Origin of the sequence: Streptomyces sp. NPDC046881 (genome assembly GCF_040645015.1) — a bacterium.
In the GTDB taxonomy this organism is placed as follows: Bacteria; Actinomycetota; Actinomycetes; order Streptomycetales; family Streptomycetaceae; genus Streptomyces.
The window spans coordinates 1-17040 of the sequence record NZ_JBEYXJ010000010.1 but is presented as its reverse complement, the minus strand read 5'-3'; the positions used below and the strand labels follow the sequence as shown (position 1 = coordinate 17040).

At 74.3% G+C, this 17040-nt stretch carries 18 protein-coding genes; 8 read left to right on the top strand and 10 right to left on the bottom strand.

The genetic code is table 11. The features are described 5' to 3' along the window. Window positions 1–132: 132 nt before the first annotated feature. The 4 genes from ABZ923_RS07635 to ABZ923_RS07620 all read right to left on the bottom strand — a co-directional run bounded on the left by ABZ923_RS07635 (window position 133) and on the right by ABZ923_RS07620 (window position 5077). Window positions 133–729 carry a flavin reductase family protein gene (locus ABZ923_RS07635; RefSeq protein ID WP_361468278.1) on the bottom strand — a complete coding sequence of 199 codons (597 nt, stop codon included), beginning with the start codon at window positions 727–729 and terminating at the stop codon, window positions 133–135. A 50-nt stretch (window positions 730–779) separates the two neighbouring features. Further along, the gene (locus tag ABZ923_RS07630; RefSeq protein ID WP_361468047.1) at window positions 780–1574 is read right to left on the bottom strand and encodes an enoyl-CoA hydratase-related protein; all 795 of its coding nucleotides are present in this window, start codon (window positions 1572–1574) and stop codon (window positions 780–782) included. Then, a complete protein-coding gene (locus tag ABZ923_RS07625; RefSeq protein ID WP_361468275.1) occupies window positions 1565–3784 on the bottom strand; it encodes an acetate--CoA ligase family protein in 2220 nt (739 codons plus the stop codon). The genes ABZ923_RS07630 and ABZ923_RS07625 overlap by 10 nt, the downstream gene beginning before the upstream one ends. 105 nt (window positions 3785–3889) lie before the next feature. Further along, on the bottom strand, window positions 3890–5077 hold the full coding sequence (locus ABZ923_RS07620; protein ID WP_361468045.1) for an NAD(P)/FAD-dependent oxidoreductase: 1188 nt from the start codon (window positions 5075–5077) through the stop codon (window positions 3890–3892). Window positions 5078–5275: 198 nt separating this feature from the next. Between ABZ923_RS07620 and ABZ923_RS07615 the strand changes: the two genes are divergently transcribed. Continuing rightward, window positions 5276–5725, top strand: coding sequence for a DoxX family protein (locus tag ABZ923_RS07615; protein WP_361468043.1), 450 nt, complete (start codon window positions 5276–5278; stop codon window positions 5723–5725). Then, window positions 5725–6165, top strand: a complete 441-nt coding sequence (locus ABZ923_RS07610; RefSeq protein ID WP_361468040.1) for a Zn-ribbon domain-containing OB-fold protein — start codon at window positions 5725–5727, stop codon at window positions 6163–6165. The genes ABZ923_RS07615 and ABZ923_RS07610 overlap by 1 nt, the downstream gene beginning before the upstream one ends. Here the strand turns inward: ABZ923_RS07610 and ABZ923_RS07605 are convergent. The 3 genes from ABZ923_RS07605 to ABZ923_RS07595 all read right to left on the bottom strand — a co-directional run bounded on the left by ABZ923_RS07605 (window position 6146) and on the right by ABZ923_RS07595 (window position 8656). Continuing rightward, entirely contained in the window at window positions 6146–6652 is a 507-nt protein-coding gene (locus tag ABZ923_RS07605; RefSeq protein WP_361468037.1) for a carboxymuconolactone decarboxylase family protein, read from the bottom strand. The two genes, ABZ923_RS07610 and ABZ923_RS07605, sit on opposite strands and share 20 nt — an antisense overlap. Window positions 6653–6786: 134 nt before the next feature. After that, a complete protein-coding gene (locus tag ABZ923_RS07600) occupies window positions 6787–7455 on the bottom strand; it encodes a pyridoxal 5'-phosphate synthase (protein WP_361468034.1) in 669 nt (222 codons plus the stop codon). A 28-nt stretch (window positions 7456–7483) separates the two neighbouring features. Continuing rightward, window positions 7484–8656: an acetyl-CoA acetyltransferase gene (locus ABZ923_RS07595; RefSeq protein ID WP_361468031.1), complete on the bottom strand. Its 1173-nt coding sequence runs from the start codon at window positions 8654–8656 to the stop codon at window positions 7484–7486. Between the two features lie 74 nt (window positions 8657–8730). On the opposite strand from ABZ923_RS07595, the gene ABZ923_RS07590 reads away from it, so the two are divergent. Both ABZ923_RS07590 and ABZ923_RS07585 read left to right on the top strand, forming a co-directional pair. Beyond that, window positions 8731–9918 carry an acyl-CoA dehydrogenase family protein gene (locus ABZ923_RS07590; protein WP_361468028.1) on the top strand — a complete coding sequence of 396 codons (1188 nt, stop codon included), beginning with the start codon at window positions 8731–8733 and terminating at the stop codon, window positions 9916–9918. Next, on the top strand, window positions 9918–10436 hold the full coding sequence (locus ABZ923_RS07585; RefSeq protein WP_361468026.1) for a nitroreductase/quinone reductase family protein: 519 nt from the start codon (window positions 9918–9920) through the stop codon (window positions 10434–10436). The genes ABZ923_RS07590 and ABZ923_RS07585 overlap by 1 nt, the downstream gene beginning before the upstream one ends. A gap of 15 nt (window positions 10437–10451) precedes the next feature. Here ABZ923_RS07585 and ABZ923_RS07580 read toward each other — a convergent pair whose 3' ends face one another. Together ABZ923_RS07580 and ABZ923_RS07575 are read right to left on the bottom strand one after the other, a co-directional pair. Then, window positions 10452–10835, bottom strand: coding sequence for a VOC family protein (locus tag ABZ923_RS07580; protein ID WP_361468023.1), 384 nt, complete (start codon window positions 10833–10835; stop codon window positions 10452–10454). A gap of 87 nt (window positions 10836–10922) precedes the next feature. Further along, window positions 10923–11540, bottom strand: coding sequence for a LysE family transporter (locus ABZ923_RS07575; RefSeq protein ID WP_361468021.1), 618 nt, complete (start codon window positions 11538–11540; stop codon window positions 10923–10925). Between the two features lie 82 nt (window positions 11541–11622). Between ABZ923_RS07575 and ABZ923_RS07570 the strand changes: the two genes are divergently transcribed. Then, window positions 11623–12075 carry an Lrp/AsnC family transcriptional regulator gene (locus ABZ923_RS07570; protein WP_030341781.1) on the top strand — a complete coding sequence of 151 codons (453 nt, stop codon included), beginning with the start codon at window positions 11623–11625 and terminating at the stop codon, window positions 12073–12075. Window positions 12076–12151: 76 nt separating this feature from the next. On the opposite strand, the gene ABZ923_RS07565 is transcribed toward ABZ923_RS07570, so the two are convergent. Then, window positions 12152–12799: a TetR family transcriptional regulator gene (locus ABZ923_RS07565; RefSeq protein WP_361468018.1), complete on the bottom strand. Its 648-nt coding sequence runs from the start codon at window positions 12797–12799 to the stop codon at window positions 12152–12154. A gap of 122 nt (window positions 12800–12921) precedes the next feature. Between ABZ923_RS07565 and ABZ923_RS07560 the strand changes: the two genes are divergently transcribed. The 3 genes from ABZ923_RS07560 (at window position 12922) to ABZ923_RS07550 (ending at window position 16950) form a co-directional block, all read left to right on the top strand. Next, window positions 12922–13656, top strand: coding sequence for a VOC family protein (locus ABZ923_RS07560; protein WP_361468016.1), 735 nt, complete (start codon window positions 12922–12924; stop codon window positions 13654–13656). Between the two features lie 179 nt (window positions 13657–13835). After that, the gene (locus ABZ923_RS07555; RefSeq protein ID WP_361468013.1) at window positions 13836–16196 is read left to right on the top strand and encodes a PQQ-binding-like beta-propeller repeat protein; all 2361 of its coding nucleotides are present in this window, start codon (window positions 13836–13838) and stop codon (window positions 16194–16196) included. Window positions 16197–16320: 124 nt separating this feature from the next. Beyond that, the gene (locus ABZ923_RS07550) at window positions 16321–16950 is read left to right on the top strand and encodes a hypothetical protein (RefSeq protein ID WP_361468010.1); all 630 of its coding nucleotides are present in this window, start codon (window positions 16321–16323) and stop codon (window positions 16948–16950) included. The last annotated feature ends 90 nt before the right edge of the window (window positions 16951–17040 follow it).

The window sequence follows — 17040 nt, the reverse complement described above, 5'->3', positions numbered from 1 at the left end:
CGGGCCTTCCGCGCCGTCCCGCACGGACACCCGTCCCCGCCACCCCCGGGCGGCCGACCCGGCCGACCCGCTGCACCCGGCCCGCGCCGCCGAGGTCACGTCCCTGTGGCGGCTGGCCCGGCGCTGACGGTCTCAGTGGTCCCGGAGCCGCGCGAACCGCCCCCGGTGGAAGAGCAGCGGCTCCGCCGCGGTGTCCGCACCGAGGGCGGCCACCCGTCCCACGACGATGAGGTGGTCGCCGCCGGTGTGCACGGCGTGGACGGCGCAGTCGACCCAGGCGGCGGCACCGGCGAGCCGCGGCGACCCGGAGACGGGCGCGGGGTCGTACGCCACCCCCGCGAACTTGTCGGCGCCGCTCACCGCGAAGGCCCGGCACAGCTCGTCCTGGCCGGCGCTCAGCACGTTGACGCAGAAGACGCCGGCACGGGCGATGCGCGGCCAGGTCGTGGAGGTGCGGCCCACCAGGAAGCACACGAGGGGCGGTTCGAGGGAGAGGGAGGAGAAGGACTGGCAGGCGAACCCGGCGGGGCCGACCGCACCCTCCGTGCCGGGCGCGGTGATCACGGTGACCCCGGTGGCGAAGCTCCCCAGCACCCGCCGGAACTCCGCCTGCCCCACGGGCGGCGGCTCGTCCTCCCGGACGCACCGCAACTCCGGCCGCGGCAGCGCCTCGACGGGCCCGGCCCCCAGATACCGGACGGCGGCGGCCGCCGCCCCTGCGTGTCCCATCACGAGCCCATTGAAACTGACGGCACGTCAGATAGGAAGCCCTGCGGGTGTCACCGTCCCCGGAACTGCGCGTCCCGGCGCTCCGCGAACGCCCGCAGGCCCTCCCCGGCGTCCGCTGTCGTCATGTTGATCTCCTGGGCCCAGGCCTCCGCCGCGAGGGCGGAGCCCCGGTCGGTGTCCAGGGAGGTGTTCACGAGGTGTTTGGCCAGGGCCAGGGCCCTCGTCGGGCCGGCCGCCAAGCGCGTCGCCCACTCCCGGGCCGCCTCCGGCAGGCCGGGGTCCGGGACGACCCGGTTGACCAGCCCCAGGCGGTGCGCCTCCGGCGCCGGCACCGCGTCGCCGAGGAACATCAGCTCCTTCGCCCGTTGCGGGCCGATCAGCCGGGGCAGGAGGTAGGCGCCGGCCGCGTCCGGGACCAGGCCGCGGCGGACGAACACCTCGACGAAACGGGCCGACTCGGCGGCCAGCACCAGGTCGCAGGCGAAGGCCAGGTGCGCGCCGAGACCGGCCGCCGTGCCGTTCACCGCGGCCAGGACCGGCTTCTCGCAGTCCAGCACGGCGCAGATCAGCCGCTGCGCGCCCAGCCGCAGCACCCGCGCCACATCGCCCGGCACCCGGCCGCCCGAGCCGGCTGCGCCCCGCAGGTCCGCTCCCGCGCAGAAGCCCCGGCCGGTGCCCGTGAGGACCACCGCCCGGACGTCCGGGGCCGCGGAGGCCTGCGCCAGCAGGTCGGCGAGGCGGTCGCGCATGTCCGGGGTGAGGGCGTTCAGCGACTCCGGCCGGTCCAGGGTGAGGTACGAGACGTGGTCGCGGATCTCGTGGCGTACGGCCTCGCTCACCGGCACACCACCAGCGCGTCCAGCGCCACCGCGCCCTGCCCCCGGGGCAGCACCAGCAGCGGGTTGATGTCCAGCTCCGCGATCGAGTCACCGAGTTCCAGCGCCATGCGCTGGACCCGCAGGACCACCTCCACCAGCGCCTCCGTGTCGGCCGGCGGGCGGCCGCGGACGCCGGACAGCAGGGCCCGGCCGCGGAGTTCGCCGAGCATGGCGCGGGCCTGGTCCTCGCCGAAGGGCGGCACGCGGACCGCAGCGTCGTGCAGCACCTCCACCAGGATCCCGCCGAGCCCGACCGTCACCGTCGGCCCGAAGAGGTCGTCGTGGGTGACGCCGACCATCATCTCCACGCCCTGCCCGACCATCTGGCACACCAGGACCCCGTCCAGACCGACGCCCTCGTAGCGGGCGATGTCGGTCAGTTCGCGGTACGCGTCGCGGACCTGGCTCGCCGAGGTCAGCCCGATCTTCACCAGGCCCAGTTCGGTCTTGTGGGCGAGCTGCGCGCCGGACGCCTTCATCACCACCGGGTAGCCCACCTGCCCGGCCGCCCGTACGGCCGCCGCCGCGCTGGTCACCAGCTGCTCGCGGGGCACCCGGATGCCGTACGCCCGCAGCAGCTGCTTGCCGGCGTGCTCGCTCAGCCGGCCGCCGGGCTGCATCAGCGCCTCGGCCTTGCGGAAGGAGGGGGACGGGGTGCGCGGGGCCTCGTCGAAGGGGGAGCGGTAGCCGCTCACGAAGCGGTGGTGGTCCAGCCAGGCGCGGACCGCGGTGAGGCAGTTGCCCACCGTGCGGAAGGTGGCCACGCGCGACGAGCCGAGCAGCACCTCCCGGTACGCCGCCTCGGTGCCCACCGGCGATCCCCACACCACGCACACCAGCTTGTCCGTCTCCTCGGCGGCGTCCACCAGGTCGCGCACGAGCTTGTCGCTCAGCGGCGGGAAGGGGCCGGTCACCGGGCAGATCAGGACGCCGACCGCGGGATCGGCCAGGATCGCGTCGATGATCTTCCGGCCGCGCCGGTCGCCGACCGGATGGCCGCCGTTGTCCACCGGGTTGGCCACGTGCAGGTACTCCGGTATCCACTGGTGCAGCTCGGCCTGTTTCCCGGGGGACAGCCGCGGCAGTCGCAGCCCCGCCCCGGCGGCCAGGTCGGCGACGTGCGCGCCGGTGCCGCCCGAGATGGAGTAGACGGCCACCCCGTCCGCCAGGGGCGGCCTCGCCCGCGCCAGCAGGGCCGCGGTGTCCTGGAGTTCGTCCAGGGCGTCGACGCGGATCACCCCGTACTGCCGCAGGGCCGCGTCCACCACGTCGTCGGCGCCGGTGAGCTTGCCGGTGTGCGAGGCGGCCGTCCGGGCGCCGGTCTCGGTGCGGCCCACCTTCACGGCGACCACCGGCACCCCGCGGCGGGCGGCCCGGTCGGCGGCCAGCAGGAAGGCCCGGCCGTCCTTGAGCCCCTCCACGTAGCAGGCGATCGCGCCGACCTCGGGCTGTTCGGCGAACCAGGAGAGGAAGTCGGCGGTCTCCAGGTCGGCCTCGTTGCCGGTGGGCGCCCAGTGCGAGAGCCGGACGCCGAGTTCCTGCAGGGCGAAGACGGGCCGGCCCTGGTGCCCGGACTGGGTGATCAGCGCGACGGCCGGCCCGGACAGGTCCTTCCGGAACCGTTCGAAGGCGTTGAGGTTGGTGTTCGGCCCGAGCAGCCGCAGCCCCGAGCGCCGTACGGCCTCGGCCAGCCGCTCCTGCGCCGCGGCGCCCGCCTCCCCGGTCTCCGCGAACCCCGAGGCGAAGGCGACCGCGAACTTCACCTTGGCCTCGCCCAGTTCCTCGATCAGCGGGAGCGGGTCGGCCACCAGCAGCACGGCCAGGTCGACCTCTTCGGGCAGCTCGGCGACGCGGGAGGCGCAGGGCAGCCCGAAGACCGACGGCCGGGTCGGGTGCACCGGGTGCACCCGCGCCCCGACCCGCCCGGCCCAGTCCAGCAGCTGCCGGGTGATCCCGGTGTTCGGCCGGCCCTCGGCGTCCGACGCGCCGATCACGGCGACCGACTCCGGCCGGAAGAAGCGGGTCAGGTCCGGTACGTCCGCGTGGAGCGGGCGTCCGCTGACGTCGAGGTCCGCCACCCGGTCGTGGACGGCGGGGCCGGGCCGCTGGTCGCCGCAGGCGATGACCCGGGCCCGGCGGGAGTCGGTGGTGAGGGTGCCGTGGGTCGATCCGAGCATCGTTCCGCCCGCCTCCTGTGAGACAGCCATGACGGTCAGCTGTAGCTGACGCTTTGTCAGGTTACTGAACTGACGAACCGTCAGGAACAAGTCGGAACGGCAAAGTTACCGATGGGCGGATAGCGCCCTGGCGACGGCCCGCGCGATCTTCGCCGCGTCGATCGCCAGCTCCCGCAGCATCCCGCTGATGGGATTGGTGAACCCGGTGAAGTACAGGCCGGGCGCCTGCGCGGGCGTGCGGGCGCCGTGCACCACCGGCCGGCCGCGCTCGTCCAGCACCCCGAGATGCCCGACGAGCCCCTCCAGCGCCCGCACGTACCCGGTCGCCGCGATCACCGCGTCGGGCGCGATCCGGCCGCCGTCGGCGAGGACCACCTTGCCGTCCTCGAACGCCTCCACGGCGGCCACGATCTCGACCTTCCCCGCGCGCACGGCGTCGACGAGGCCGACGTCCTGGACCGGGATCGCACCCTGCCGCACCCTGCTGTACAGGCCGGTGTCCGGACGCGGCAGCCCGTGCGCGGACAGGTCCGGGGTGCTGAGCCGCCCCACCGGCCCGGCGAGCCGGTCCACGAGCCGCACCGGCAGCCGCCGGACCAGCACGCCCGTGTACTGGGCGGCCCAGCCGAGGGTCGAGCGGCGCAGGATGTGCGGCGGGGTGCGCACCGCCAGCCGGACCCGCGCGGCCCCACCCTCCACCAGGTCCACGGCGATCTCCGCGCCCGTGTTGCCGATCCCGATGACGAGCACGTCACGGCCCCGGTACGGCTCGGCGTTGCGGTAGCCGCCGGCGTGCAGCAGCTCGCCGTCGTACCCCTCCCGCCCCGGCCAGTCGGGCAGCCGGGGGGTGTGGTTGAAGCCGGTGGCGACGACCACCGCGCTGCCGGTCAGCTCCCGGCCGCCGGAGGCGTGCAGCAGCCAGCCGGTGCCGTCCCCGGTCCGCTCGACGCGGTGGACCTCCACACCGGTGACGATCTCCAGCTCGTGGTGCTCGGCGTACTTCTCCAGGTAGCGCACCAGGTCGTCCCGGGACACCCAGCGGCCGAACCTCCGGGGTATGCCGAGGCCGGGCAGCGCGGACAGCCGTCGGGTGGTGTGCAGGTGCAGCCGGTCGTAGTGCCGCCGCCAGGAGGCGCCGACCTGGTCGGACTTCTCCAGGACCACGGCCCGGACGCCCCGCGCCCGCAGCGCGTACGCGGTGGCGAGACCGCCCGGGCCGGCGCCGATGACGTAGACCGGGCGGTCGGCGGGGGTCGGCGAGAGGTGGGCGGGCGAGGGACGGGAGACGGCCATGAGCGGGAGCGTAATCACACACCCGGTTGATGGGTCTCGGTCAAGACCGGAATTGGTTGCGGATTGATCACGGGTGCACGGAAAGGGTGTCCCGGCCGTGAGGAACGCGCCCCTTACCGCTCACCGCCCCGGTAGCCGGTGACGTCGGGGTGGACGCACAGGTGGGCATCCGCCGCCATCTGACGTACCGTCAGATCCATGGACTCGATATGGCTCGACGGCGCGCAATGGCTGGCGGTGCTGCGGATCGGTCTGGGCCTGTGGTGGCTGGAGAGCTGGCGGCACAAGGACAAGAAGGCATGGTTCGAGCGGGGCAGCGGCATCGCCTGGGCGGCGGACGTGGCGGCGGAACACCGCTGGGCCCCGGTCCGGGCGGGCTTCGGCGCGGTGGTCGCACCCCGTCCGAGGCTGATGGCGTACGTGGTCGCCTACGCCGAACTGTCCCTGGGCCTCGGCCTGATCGCCGGCTTCCTGACCCCGGTCGCGCTGATCGGCGGCCTGCTCCTCAACGCGGTCTACTTCGTCCTCATGATCCACGACTGGGCGGAGCAGGGCCAGAACTCGATGATGGCCCTGATCTCCCTGACCGGCTTCTTCGGCATGTCCTGGCAGACCTGGTCGCTGGACGCGGCGCTGGGGTGGTTCTGATGGACGGCCCGCGCCACGACGTCCCCGAGACCGACGCCCTCACCCGCCCCTACTGGGAGGCGGCGGCCCGCGGCCGGCTGCTGGTCCGCCGCTGCGGGGCCTGCGGCCGGGCCCACCACTACCCCCGGGAGTTCTGCCCGCACTGCTGGAGCGAGGAGGTGGCCTGGGAGGAGGCGAGCGGCCGGGCCGCGCTCTACACGTGGTCCGCGGTCCACCACAACGACCTCCCCCCGTTCACCGGCCGCGTCCCCTACCTGGCCGCGGTGGTCGACCTGGCCGAGGGCCCCCGGATGATGACGGAACTGGTGGACTGCCCGGCGGACACCGTGCGGGCCGGGATGCCGCTTGTGGTGGCGTTCCGGGACGGGATCCCGGTGTTCCGGCCGGGCCCGGTGGGCGGTGAGCCGGGCCCGGGCCCCCTCAGTTCCACGGCTCGCTGAACGACCGGCCCGGCACCGGCTTGGCGATGAGCGCGACCGGGACGAAGAAGTTGACCTGGCCGATCGCGAGCATCAGCGTGGCCAGCGCCTTGCCCGGGTAGTGCTCGGCCGCCCGCGCGTACAGCTCGTCGGAGACCCGCTCGCCGCCCGCGGACGGCTGGAGCACGGCCTCCACCAGGGCCAGCGCGGCCCGCTCGGCGGCCGTGAAGTACGGCGAGTCCCACCAGGACGCCACCGACGTGATCCGCTCCTGCGACTCCCCGGCCTTGCGCAGGAAGCCGGTGTGCAGGACGGTCAGGTAGGTGCTGCCGACGATCTGCCCGGCCCGCAACTGGACCAGGCTGATCGTGGTGCGCGGCACCGAACCGTTGCCGGTGAGCCGGAACAGGGCCGCCGACACCTCGGCCAGCTCGGGCACGAGCCGGGCGGGGTCCTCGGGCATCCGGGGTGCCGTCGGGACCTCGGCCGTGATCGAACGCTTCTCCATCGCCGTCTCCTCGGGGCTCGTGATGTGTTGTCACCGCCCTGACGTACGGCGCGGGAGAAGTGTGACCGGCGGAGGGGCGACCCTGCGCGGGCGGGAACCCGCGCGGGCGGACACCCGCGCGGGGAGAAACCTTTCTACGGCCAGAGCAGCGTCCTGCTCCAGCCGAACCCGGTGCTGCGGTACTCCAGGCGTACGTGCCGCCGCTGCGGGTCCCCCTGGAAGAACTCCACGGTCTCCGGGCGCAGCCGGTACAGCGTCCAGGTCGGCGACGGCTCCTCGGGATGGGCCCGGGCCCGCTCCCAGGCCGCCTCCGAGGCCCGCCGCAGCTCCGCCACCGAGGACAGCTCCTCGCTCTGCCGGCCGGTCAGCGCGGCGGCCAGCGCGCCCGTGGACCGCGCGTGCAGGTCGGCCTGGCTCTCCTCGGCCGGCGCCGAGGTGACCGGCCCCCGGACCCGCACCTGGCGGCCCAGCACCGGCCAGTAGAAGGCGAGGGCCGCGTACGGCCGGGCGTCCAGCGCGCGGCCCTTGCGGCTCGTGGCGTGCGTGGCGAAGGACCAGCCGTCCGGGTCGGCGCCGTGCAGCATCACGATCCGGACGTCCGGCCTGCCCTCCTCGTCCGCGGTCGCCAGCGACATGGTGTGCGGCTCCGGCTGCCCCGCGGCCACCGCCTCCGCGAACCAGCTCGTGAACAGGGCCAGCGGGGTGGGAGGGGCCGTATCGGGGTCGAAGGGCGGCAGCCGGGTCGTCTCCGGGTCCCAGACCCGCAGCGAGCGGAGCAGTTCGTGAAGATCGTGCTGTTCCATGGGGCGAGTATCACCGCTGGCCCCCGGCTCAGTCCTTCCCCAACACCACCGTCCCCGAGGAGCAGAACCACCCCCCGGTCCCGGACGCCACCCCCAGCCGGGGCAACGCGCCGTCCCGGCGCCGGACCTGGCGGTCCCCGGCCTCCCCGCGCAGCTGCCGGACCGCCTCCACCAGCAGGAACAGCCCGCGCATCCCCGGGTGCTGCGCCGACAGCCCGCCCCCGTCCGTGTTCACCGGCAGCTCCCCGCCCCGCACCAGCAGCCGGCCCTTCTCCACGAAGGCCCCGCCCTCGCCCTTGGCGCAGAAGCCCAGGTCCTCCAGGGTCACCAGGGTCATGTAGGTGAAGGCGTCGTAGATCTCCGCGAAGTCGACGTCCGCCGGGCCCACCCCCGCCCGGGCGAAGGCCAGCCGGCCGCTCACCGCCGCCGGGGAGACCGTGAAGTCCGGCCACTCGGACATCGCGGCGTGGGAGACGTGCTCGCCGGTGCCCAGGATCCAGACGGGGGCCGTACGGCAGTCCCGTACGTACTCCTCGGCCGCCAGCAGGACCGCCGCGCCGCCGTCCGAGCGCAGACAGCAGTGCAGCCGGGTGAAGGGGTCCGCGATCAGCGGTCCGGACAGCACGTCGTCGACGGTGACCGGGTCCCGGAACATCGCCTCCGGGTTCAGGACCGCGTTCGCCCGGGCCTGGACCGCCACCTGCGCCAGCTGCTCGATCGTCGTGCCGTACTCGATCATGTGCCGGCGGGCCGCCATCGCGTACTTCGCGATCAGCGTGTGGCCGTACGGCGCCTCGAACTGGAGGGGGCCGCGGGCGCCGAAGGACAGGGTGCCCGTGCGGCGGCCCGCCCTGATGTCCGCCCGGGCCGTGGAGCCGTACACCAGCAGCACGGCGTTCGCGTGGCCCGCGGCGATCGCGTCCGCCGCGTGCGCCGCCATGACCTCCCAGGTCGCGCCGCCGACCGAGGTGGAGTCCACCCAGGTGGGGCGCAGGCCCAGGTACTCGGCGACCTCCGCCGGGGCCAGCGTGCCGAGGCCCGCCGAGGCGAAGCCGTCGACCACCGCGTGGTCCAGACCCGCGTCGGCGAGCGCCCCGCGGGCGGCCTGGGCGTGCAGGGCGTACGCCGTCGCGTCGGCCACCCGCCCGCAGTCGGACAGCGCCACGCCGACCACGGCGGTCTTCCTGGTCCCGCGCTTCATGAGAGGGCTCCTCCCTCTGGGCATCTGGTTCCGGCCTCCCTAATATGACGCTCCGTCAGATATGGAGGAAGGCCATGGACACGCGCCTCACCGCCGAGCAGGACGAGATCCGCCGGACCCTGCGCGAGGTGCTGCGCAAACGCTGCGGCCCGGCGGAGCTGCGGGCCGCCGTCGACACCCCCGCCGGACACGACCCCCTGCTGTGGTCGGCCCTCGCCGGCCGGCTCGGCCTGCCCGGCCTCGCCCTGCCCGAGCGGTACGGCGGTGCCGGCTGCTCGGCCACCGAGCTGGCCCTCGCCTGCGAGGAGACCGGACGCGCCCTGGCCCCCTCCCCGCTGCTCGCCACCTCCGCGCTCACCGCCCCGCTGGTCCTCGCCCTCGGCACCGAGGCCCAGCGCGCCGGGCTGCTGCCGCGCATCGCCGCCGGATCGCTCACCGCCGCCCTCGCCGTCGCCGGACCCGCGCTCTCCACCGCCCTCGCCCTGACCGGCGCGAACGCCGGGTACAGCGCCGGCGGCGGGCGGGCCGGCGGGGTACAGGCCCGGCGCGCGGAGGGCGGCTGGCGGCTGTACGGCGAGGTCGCGCAGGTGCTGGACGGGCACAGCGCGGGGCTGCTGGTCGTCGCCGCGCACACCGGGGGCTTCGCCCGGTCGCGGACCCTGCTGTTCCTCGTGGCGGGGGACGAGCCGGGGTTGGTACGCGCCCGGCAGTCCGCGCTGGACGCCACCCGGCCGCAGGGGCGCCTGCAACTGCGGGACGTGCCCGCCGAGGTGCTGGGGTCGCCGGACACGGACGTGCTGCCCGCCCTCGCCGCGACCGGGGACACCGTCGCCGCCGTACTCGCCGCCGAGGCCGTGGGCGCGGCCGCCCGGGTGCTGGAGCGGACCGTGGAGTACGCCGGGCAGCGGATGCAGTTCGGCCGGCCCATCGGCTCCTTCCAGGCCGTCAAGCACCGGCTGGCGGACGTGCACGTGGCGGTGCAGGCGGCGCGGTCGGCCGCCTACTACGCCGCCTGGGCGGCCGGGCGCGGCGAAGGAGCCGGCGCCCTGGCGCTCGCGCAGGCGCTGGAGGCGCTGCTGTGCGCCGCCGCCGAGGGCATCCAGCTGCACGGCGGGATCGGCTTCACCTGGGAGCACGACGCCCACCTGTACTTCAAGCGGGCGGCCGGCGACGCGCTGCTGTTCGGCCCGGTGCACCGGCTGCGCGACCGGGCCGCCGAGACGGCCGGGATCTTCACCCCGGGCGGGGAGGTGGCCGTCTGATGGGCACGGCCGGAGCGGTGCGCGGGAGGGGCGGCGCCGGGCTGCTGCGTCTCGTGCAGACGGTGTCCTCGACCCGGGCGTTCGCCAAGGTCGCCCCGCACGTGATCCCGGCCCTCGACCGGGCCGTGCACCGGCTCACCCGGGGCAGGGTGCTGCCGAGCGCCCGGCTGCTGCCCGGCGTGGTCCTCACCTCCACCGGCGCCCGCAGCGGCCGGCCCCGCCGGACCCCGCTGGCCTGCATGCCGGAGCCGGACGGCAGCGGCTGGATCCTGGTCGGCTCCAACTTCGGGCGCCCGGGCCATCCCGCCTGGACCCACAACCTCCTCGCCCACCCGGACGCCTCCATCAGCCGGCAGGGAGAGGACGTCCCCGTCACCGCCCTCCTCCTCACCGGCGCGGAACGGGCTGCCGTCTGGCAGGCGCTGCTGGCGTTCTGGCCGCCGTACGCCGTGTACCAGGGGCGGGTGGAACGGGAGCTCAGGATCTTCCGGCTGACCCGGGCCCCCGAGGGTGCCTAGGCGGCGGGCCCGGGCTCAGAGGGGCTTCAGCCGGCTGCACAGCAGGCAGAACTCGTTGCCCTCGGGGTCGGCGAGGACGTGCCAGCTCTCCGTGCCGGTCTGGCCGACGTCGGCGGGCCTGGCGCCGAGGGCGAGCAGCCGCTCCAGCTCGGCGTCCTGCTCCCGGTCGGTGGCGTTGACGTCGATGTGCAGGGGGAGCTTCCCGGCCCGCGGGTCGCTGCTGGGGCTGAGGACGAGGACGGGCTGCGGGCCGCCGAAGCCGGTGTCGGGCGGCCCGATCGCGATGCTGCCGTCCGGTTCCCGTTCGAGTTCGACGTAGCCGAGGACCTCGCTCCAGAACGCGGCGAGCCGTTCGGGGTCGGCGCAGTCGAGGACCAGCTCACTGATGCGGCATGCCATGCCCGCCAGTCTACGGAGCCGGGCGGGGCGTCGGTCCGGATCAACTGGTTGCTGCGGAAGGGGGATTGGCGTTCTCGCGCGGCCGTCTCAGAGTGTCGTCAGCCGTTCCGCCAGCAGGAGCGCGCCGATCCCGAGCATCGCCGCGCCCGAGGTGCGGGTCACCGCGTGGGCGGCCGCCGGGCGGGCGGTGAGGAGGACGCGGGCGAGGGCGCCGACGGTGAGGTAGACGGCCGCGCAGCACGCCATGTGGAGCAGGCCGAGGGCCCCCGTCTGGGCGGGCACGGGAAGGTGCGCGCCGGTGAGGGTGAGGAACTGGGGGAGCACCGAGAGGTAGAGCAGCAGGCCCTTGGGGTTCAGGCCGCTGATCGTGGCGCCGCGCAGGAAGAGCCGGCCGTCGGGCACCGTCGCGCTGTCCGCGTCCGGGACGGCCGGGCGGCGCAGCACGCCCCAGCCCAGCCACAGCAGATAGCCCGCGCCCGCCACCGTCAGCGCCGTCAGCAGCCGGGGCGAGCCCGCCACCAGCACCGCGAGCCCCGCCGTCGCCAGCACCGTGTGCAGGGCGTAACCGCCGACCAGGCCCGCCACCGCGCGCGCCACCGAGCCGCCGCGCAGGGCGGTGGTGATGACGTACGCCCAGTCGGCGCCCGGTACGCACACCAGCAGCAGGTCCACGACGAGGAAGGAGAAGAGCAGGCCCGAGTCCATACCGGGGACATTAGGCGTGAATGGCCCGAAAGTGTTCCCGAAGTTTGCCCATGATCGCGTATTCTGGGCAAATATCTTCTTCATGGACGACGTGGACCGGAAAATCCTTGCCGAGCTCCAGCAGGACGGGCGGCTGACCGTGACCGAGCTGGCCGCCCGGGTGCGGCTGAGCGTCTCGCCCTGCCACCGGCGGCTGCGCGAGCTGGAGCGCTCCGGCGCCGTCCAGGGCTACCGCGCGGTGGTGGACCCGGCCGCGCTCGGCCTGAACTTCGAGGCGCTGGTCTTCGTGTCCATGCGCCAGGAGGACCGGGACACGGTCGCGGAGTTCGAGCGGGCGGTCGGCGAGTTGGAGCATGTGCTGGACGCCCAGCGGCTGTTCGGCGAGCCGGACTACCTGCTCCGGGTGGCCACCGCGGACCTGGCCGCCTTCCAGCGGCTCTACGACGAGCGGCTGGCGACCCTGCCGGGGGTGCAGCGGCTGACGTCGACCCTGGTGATGAAGCACGTGGTGCGGGACCGCCCGCTGCCCGCGTAGCACGGCAGGCGGTAGCTCACCTCGGTGAACCGCCGCCTGCCAGACAGGACTTCGGTGCAAGGACAAAAGGCGGAGGCTACTTGCTCGGCTTCTTCCCGGTCACGCCGAGGTGTACCAACAGCGCCAGGTTCGGCTTGAGTTCGGCCTGCTTCACACCCCAGGAGGTGAAGCCCTTCTGGTGGGCCGCCACCGCCGCGAGCATCGCGACCAGCGAACCGGCCACCGCGGCCGGGTTCACGTCCTTGTCGACCCGGCCCTTGGACTGGAGTTCCGTGATGGAGTCCGCGAGGGAGTTGTTGACCGAGTTCAGGATCTTCATGCGGATCTTGTAGAACCGTTTGTCCCCCTCGGCCGCGCCGAGGTCCACCACCCGCAGGATCGCATCGTTCTTGCGCCAGAACTCCAGGAAACCGTCCACGAGTTCCTGCGCGGTGGCCCAGCCGGACTTGCCGGCCCAGCTGCGTCCCTGGACCAGTTCGGTCAACCCGGCACCCTCGGCCGCCATCCGCTCGGCGATCTCCAGGACGGCGCCCTCGACGTCGGGGAAGTACTGGTAGAAGGTCGCGGGCGAAGTGCCCGCCTTCCGGGCGACATCGATGACCTTGACGTCCCGGTAGGGGGAGGAGCTGAGCATCTCGCTGAGGCAGTCGAGCAGCTTCTGCCGGGTCGCCTGCCCACGCCGGCCGGCCACGCGGCCGTCGACGGTACGCACTTGTCCTGTCATGTCGTCAGCTTACCGAGGGGTGATCGGAGCGCGATTCGGCCGACTGCAAATGGGGTGCACGGGGCTCTCGGGGATGGTGTGCCTGGTCTGCGGGGTGCGCGCGGCCCGGTTACTTTGACGGCATGGCCGAAAACAGGGCATCCGCGAACGAAGAGACATACAAGGAGGGCGTCCCCTGCTGGGTGGACGCCCAGCTGCCCGACGTCGAGGCGGGCAAGCGGTTCTACGGTGAACTCTTCGGGTGGACCTTCGAGGCGGCGTACGGCTCCTCGGTGTGGGCCCGGCTGGACGGCGACCTCGTCGCCTCGCTGGCACCCAAGACGGACGGCCGTATGCCCACCGTCTGGACGGTGTCCTTCGCGACCTCCGACGCCGAGGCCCTCGGCCGGCGGATCACGGCGGCCGGCGGGCAGATGGTCATGGCCCCGTTCCCGGTCGGCGGACTCGGCACGGCGGCCCTCGCCGCCGACCCCGAGGGCGCGGTCTTCGGCCTGTGGCAGCCCGGCACCCACACCGGCTTCGGGCGGCGGCGCGAGCCGGGCACCTTCGTCTGGGCCGAGCTGTACACCCGGGACACCGCCGCCGCGAACACCTTCTACGGCGGCCTCTTCCGCGACGCCCTGTTCGGCACCGGCGCCGAACCCGACTTCGGACGCGCGGACGTCACCGACGTCTTCCCGGCCGAGATGCCCCCGCACTTCCTCGTCCACTTCCGGGTCACGGACCTGACGGAGGCGCTGGGGGCCGTACAGCGGCTCGACGGGCGCGTCCAGGCGCCACCCTTCGAGACGTCGTACGGACGAGTGGCCGTCGTCACCGACAATCAGGGGGCATCGTTCGCACTGCTGCAGCGCTGACCGGTCCGCTTTGGGTCGATACAGCATGAGACACCCCGATTGTCACCGGGTTCGCAACCAGCCGCCCGGCCAGGAAGAATCGGGGTGCGTACCGCCACGGCGGTGCGGTGGTGAGACGCTGCACTCCGGTCGCGTACATATGGAGAGTGGCGCGGCTCGTACGGGGAGGTGGCAGGCAAGTGGTGGATCAGCTGACGCAGCACGATCCGCGGCGGATCGGGCCGTTCGAGGTGCTGGGCCGGCTGGGGGCCGGCGGCATGGGGCTGGTCTATCTCGCGCGCTCGGCGTCCGGCCGGCGCGTGGCGATCAAGACAGTGCGCACCGAGCTGGCCGAGGACCAGCTCTTCCGCGTCCGCTTCACGCGCGAGGTGGAGGCTGCCCGCGCGGTCTCCGGCTTCTACACCGCGGCCGTGGTCGACGCCGACCCGCGCGCCGCCGTGCCCTGGCTGGCCACCGCCTACGTTCCCGCGCCCTCGCTGGAAGAGATAGTGAACGAGTGCGGGCCGCTCCCGGCCCAGGCCGTGCGCTGGCTCGCGGCGGGCGTCGCGGAGGCCCTCCAGTCCATCCACGGCGCCGGGCTGGTCCACCGCGACCTCAAGCCCTCCAACGTGCTCGTGGTCGAGGACGGCCCCCGGGTGATCGACTTCGGCATCGCCTCCGGTGTCTCGAACACCCGTCTGACGATGACGAACGTCGCCGTCGGCACCCCCGCCTACATGTCCCCCGAGCAGGCCAAGGACTCCCGCAGCGTCACCGGCGCCAGCGACGTCTTCTCCCTCGGCTCCATGCTGGTCTTCGCGGCCACCGGCCACCCGCCGTTCCACGGCGCCAACCCGGTCGAGACCGTCTTCATGCTGCTCCGGGAGGGCCCGGACCTCACCGGCCTGCCCGACGAGCTGCGCCCGCTCATCGAGCTCTGCATGCAGATGGAGGCCACCGCCCGCCCCACCCCGGCCGACCTCCAGGCCCAGCTCGCCCCGCACCTGTTCGGCTCCGGCTCCGACGACAGCGGCACCGCCTCCGCCTGGCTGCCCGAGAAGGCCGTCGCCCTCATCGAGTCCCGCCGCGGCGGCCGTCCCGCCGCCAAGCCCTCCCCGGCCCCGGCCGGCGGCCCGCGCAGCGGCGACCGGCAGGCCGCCGTGCCCCCGCCGCCGCCGTACGACCCCCCGGTCCCGGCCCCCACGCCCGTGCCCGTCCCGGTCGGCGCCCCCGACACCGGCCCGGTCCGGCTGGCCGGCGCCCAGGTGCCCATCGGCCCCGGCCCCCGGGTCGCCGACGCCCGCGCCGCCGCCGTCAAGGCGCCCCCGCCCGAGGCCGGCCTGGTGGCCGGCTGGTCCCGGCCGCGCCCCGGAGTGGCCGGCGCCGACCCCGCCGTACCGCCCGTACCGCCGGCGCCCCCGGAGACGGCGAGCGGCTGGCGCCCCTGGCGGTTCCGCATGTCCAACGACGTGTGGGGCACCCCGTCCGTCGACGGCGACCTGGTCTACGTCACCTCCTTCGAGGTGCACGCCCTGGACGTGGGCACCGGCCGCCGCCGCTTCAAGACCCGGGACGTCGCCTGGTCCATGGCGGTGGCGGACGGCCGTATCCACGCCTCCGACGGCCCCACCCTGTTCGCCCTGGACGCCCGCGAGGGCACCGACCTGTGGCGGCTGTCCACGGACGCCTGGGTGTACTCCCTCCAGGCCGACCGCGGCACGGTCGTCACCGGCACCCGCGGCGGCGGCGTCCAGGCCTGGGAGGCCCTGGGCGGGCAGAAGCTGTGGGAGATCACCGGCTGCCAGACCGACTTCGAGTCCCCGGAGGCCGGCCCGGTCGTGCACGACGGCACGGTGTACGTCTGGCAGGACGCCCGGCTGCGCGCCCTGGAGGCCCGCACCGGCGAGGAACGCTGGTCGTACCCCATCGGCGACGCGGCCTCCTGCGGCGGTGTCCCGGTGCGCCTCACCCCGGCGCCCGACGGGCACGTCTACATCTCCGCCGGCACCCGCGTGCTCGCCGTCGAGGCGGTCAGCGGCAGGGTCCGCTGGCACTTCGAGGCCCCGGCGGTCTTCCTGAGCCCGCCCGCCTTCACCCCCGGCCCGGCCGTCACCGGCGGCGGTGTCTACCTCGCCGACTACCTCGGCACGGTCTACGCCCTCGACGCCGCCGACGGCCGCGACCGCTGGCGCATCGCCACCGAGGCCCGTGCCTCCATCGAGCCGGTCCTGGTGGCCGCCGGGCACGTGCACGTCGGCAGCGGCAAGGGTCTCTACACCCTGGACGCGGTCACCGGCACCCCCAAGTGGCGGTTCCAGGCGGGCGGCGACGTCGTGGGCGCGCCCGCGGTGGCGGAGGGCCGTATCCACTTCGGCTCCACCGACCACCTCCTCTACACGCTGAAGGCCGACGACGGCCGGCTGCGCTGGAAGCTCGCCACCGGCGGCGAGATCACCGGCTCCCCGGTGGTCAAGGACGGCGTGGTGTACGCGTGCAGCAAGGACCGGTGCGTGTACGCGCTGGACGCGGAGAAGGGCACGGGGACCGCGCGGACCGCGTGAGTCGCGCGACGGCCGTCGTACCGGGTCTGCACGGAAGGGTTCCAGACGGCGGCCGTCCAGGGCTGACGCTACCCCTGGTGCACGGCGGCCGCCATGCGATGCGCCCGGCCGCTAGGGTGCTGGCATGCACATGCCTACACGGACGCGCGCGCTCAAGTTCACGGCCGTACTGACCCTGGTGGTGCTCAGCCTGACCGGCTTCTCGTCCGGCCGGCACCACGGCAGCCGGGGCAGCTCAGGCGGCGGGGGCGGGTGCAGCAGCTCCCACCAGGACCACGACGGTTCGTCGTCCACCTCGGGCGGCGGGTCGTACGGCTCCTCGTCCGGCGGGTCGTACGGCTCCTCCGGTGGCTCCTCGGGCGGCTCCTCGTACGGCTCGGACGACGACGACTACGGCAGCACCGGCAGCACGGGCGGCGGCTCCTACCGGCGCACCCACCGCCCCACCTCCACGGCGTCCGGCAGCGGCAGCAGCGCCCCGCTGAAGGACGGGACGGCCAGGCTGGTCGGCTGCGCGACCGCCAAGCGGCCCTACGCCACGGTCGAGATCACGAACCCGAACGACCGCAAGGCCGGCTTCCAGGCCTGGGTCACCTTCTACGACGACGAGGGCACCCAGATCCTCTCCAACTCGTCCTACACGGTCACGGTGCCCGCGAACGGCAGGGCGACCACCCGGGTGCCGGTCGGCGACCGCCTCCTGCTGAAGGTCGACCACTGCGAGGCACGCCCTAAGGCCGAGGTCGAGCCCTAGGCCGTGTCCGCAAAGTCCCTCCTGCCCCGCGACGCCTGGCACGCACTCTCGCCGCACCGGGCGCAGACCCAAGTACGTCCAGTACGAGGG

Coding starts and splice junctions, on each gene's coding strand:
- ABZ923_RS07605 (WP_361468037.1), bottom strand. CDS start 6,652: ATGGAGAAGCGTTCGATCACGGCCGAGGTCCCGACGGCACCCCGGATG.
- ABZ923_RS07635 (WP_361468278.1), bottom strand. CDS start 729: ATGGGACACGCAGGGGCGGCGGCCGCCGCCGTCCGGTATCTGGGGGCC.
- ABZ923_RS07615 (WP_361468043.1), top strand. CDS start 5,276: ATGGACTCGATATGGCTCGACGGCGCGCAATGGCTGGCGGTGCTGCGG.
- ABZ923_RS07550 (WP_361468010.1), top strand. CDS start 16,321: ATGCACATGCCTACACGGACGCGCGCGCTCAAGTTCACGGCCGTACTG.
- ABZ923_RS07575 (WP_361468021.1), bottom strand. CDS start 11,540: ATGGACTCGGGCCTGCTCTTCTCCTTCCTCGTCGTGGACCTGCTGCTG.
- ABZ923_RS07570 (WP_030341781.1), top strand. CDS start 11,623: ATGGACGACGTGGACCGGAAAATCCTTGCCGAGCTCCAGCAGGACGGG.
- ABZ923_RS07610 (WP_361468040.1), top strand. CDS start 5,725: ATGGACGGCCCGCGCCACGACGTCCCCGAGACCGACGCCCTCACCCGC.
- ABZ923_RS07600 (WP_361468034.1), bottom strand. CDS start 7,455: ATGGAACAGCACGATCTTCACGAACTGCTCCGCTCGCTGCGGGTCTGG.
- ABZ923_RS07585 (WP_361468026.1), top strand. CDS start 9,918: ATGGGCACGGCCGGAGCGGTGCGCGGGAGGGGCGGCGCCGGGCTGCTG.
- ABZ923_RS07565 (WP_361468018.1), bottom strand. CDS start 12,799: ATGACAGGACAAGTGCGTACCGTCGACGGCCGCGTGGCCGGCCGGCGT.
- ABZ923_RS07560 (WP_361468016.1), top strand. CDS start 12,922: ATGGCCGAAAACAGGGCATCCGCGAACGAAGAGACATACAAGGAGGGC.
- ABZ923_RS07625 (WP_361468275.1), bottom strand. CDS start 3,784: ATGCTCGGATCGACCCACGGCACCCTCACCACCGACTCCCGCCGGGCC.
- ABZ923_RS07580 (WP_361468023.1), bottom strand. CDS start 10,835: ATGGCATGCCGCATCAGTGAGCTGGTCCTCGACTGCGCCGACCCCGAA.
- ABZ923_RS07595 (WP_361468031.1), bottom strand. CDS start 8,656: ATGAAGCGCGGGACCAGGAAGACCGCCGTGGTCGGCGTGGCGCTGTCC.
- ABZ923_RS07590 (WP_361468028.1), top strand. CDS start 8,731: ATGGACACGCGCCTCACCGCCGAGCAGGACGAGATCCGCCGGACCCTG.
- ABZ923_RS07620 (WP_361468045.1), bottom strand. CDS start 5,077: ATGGCCGTCTCCCGTCCCTCGCCCGCCCACCTCTCGCCGACCCCCGCC.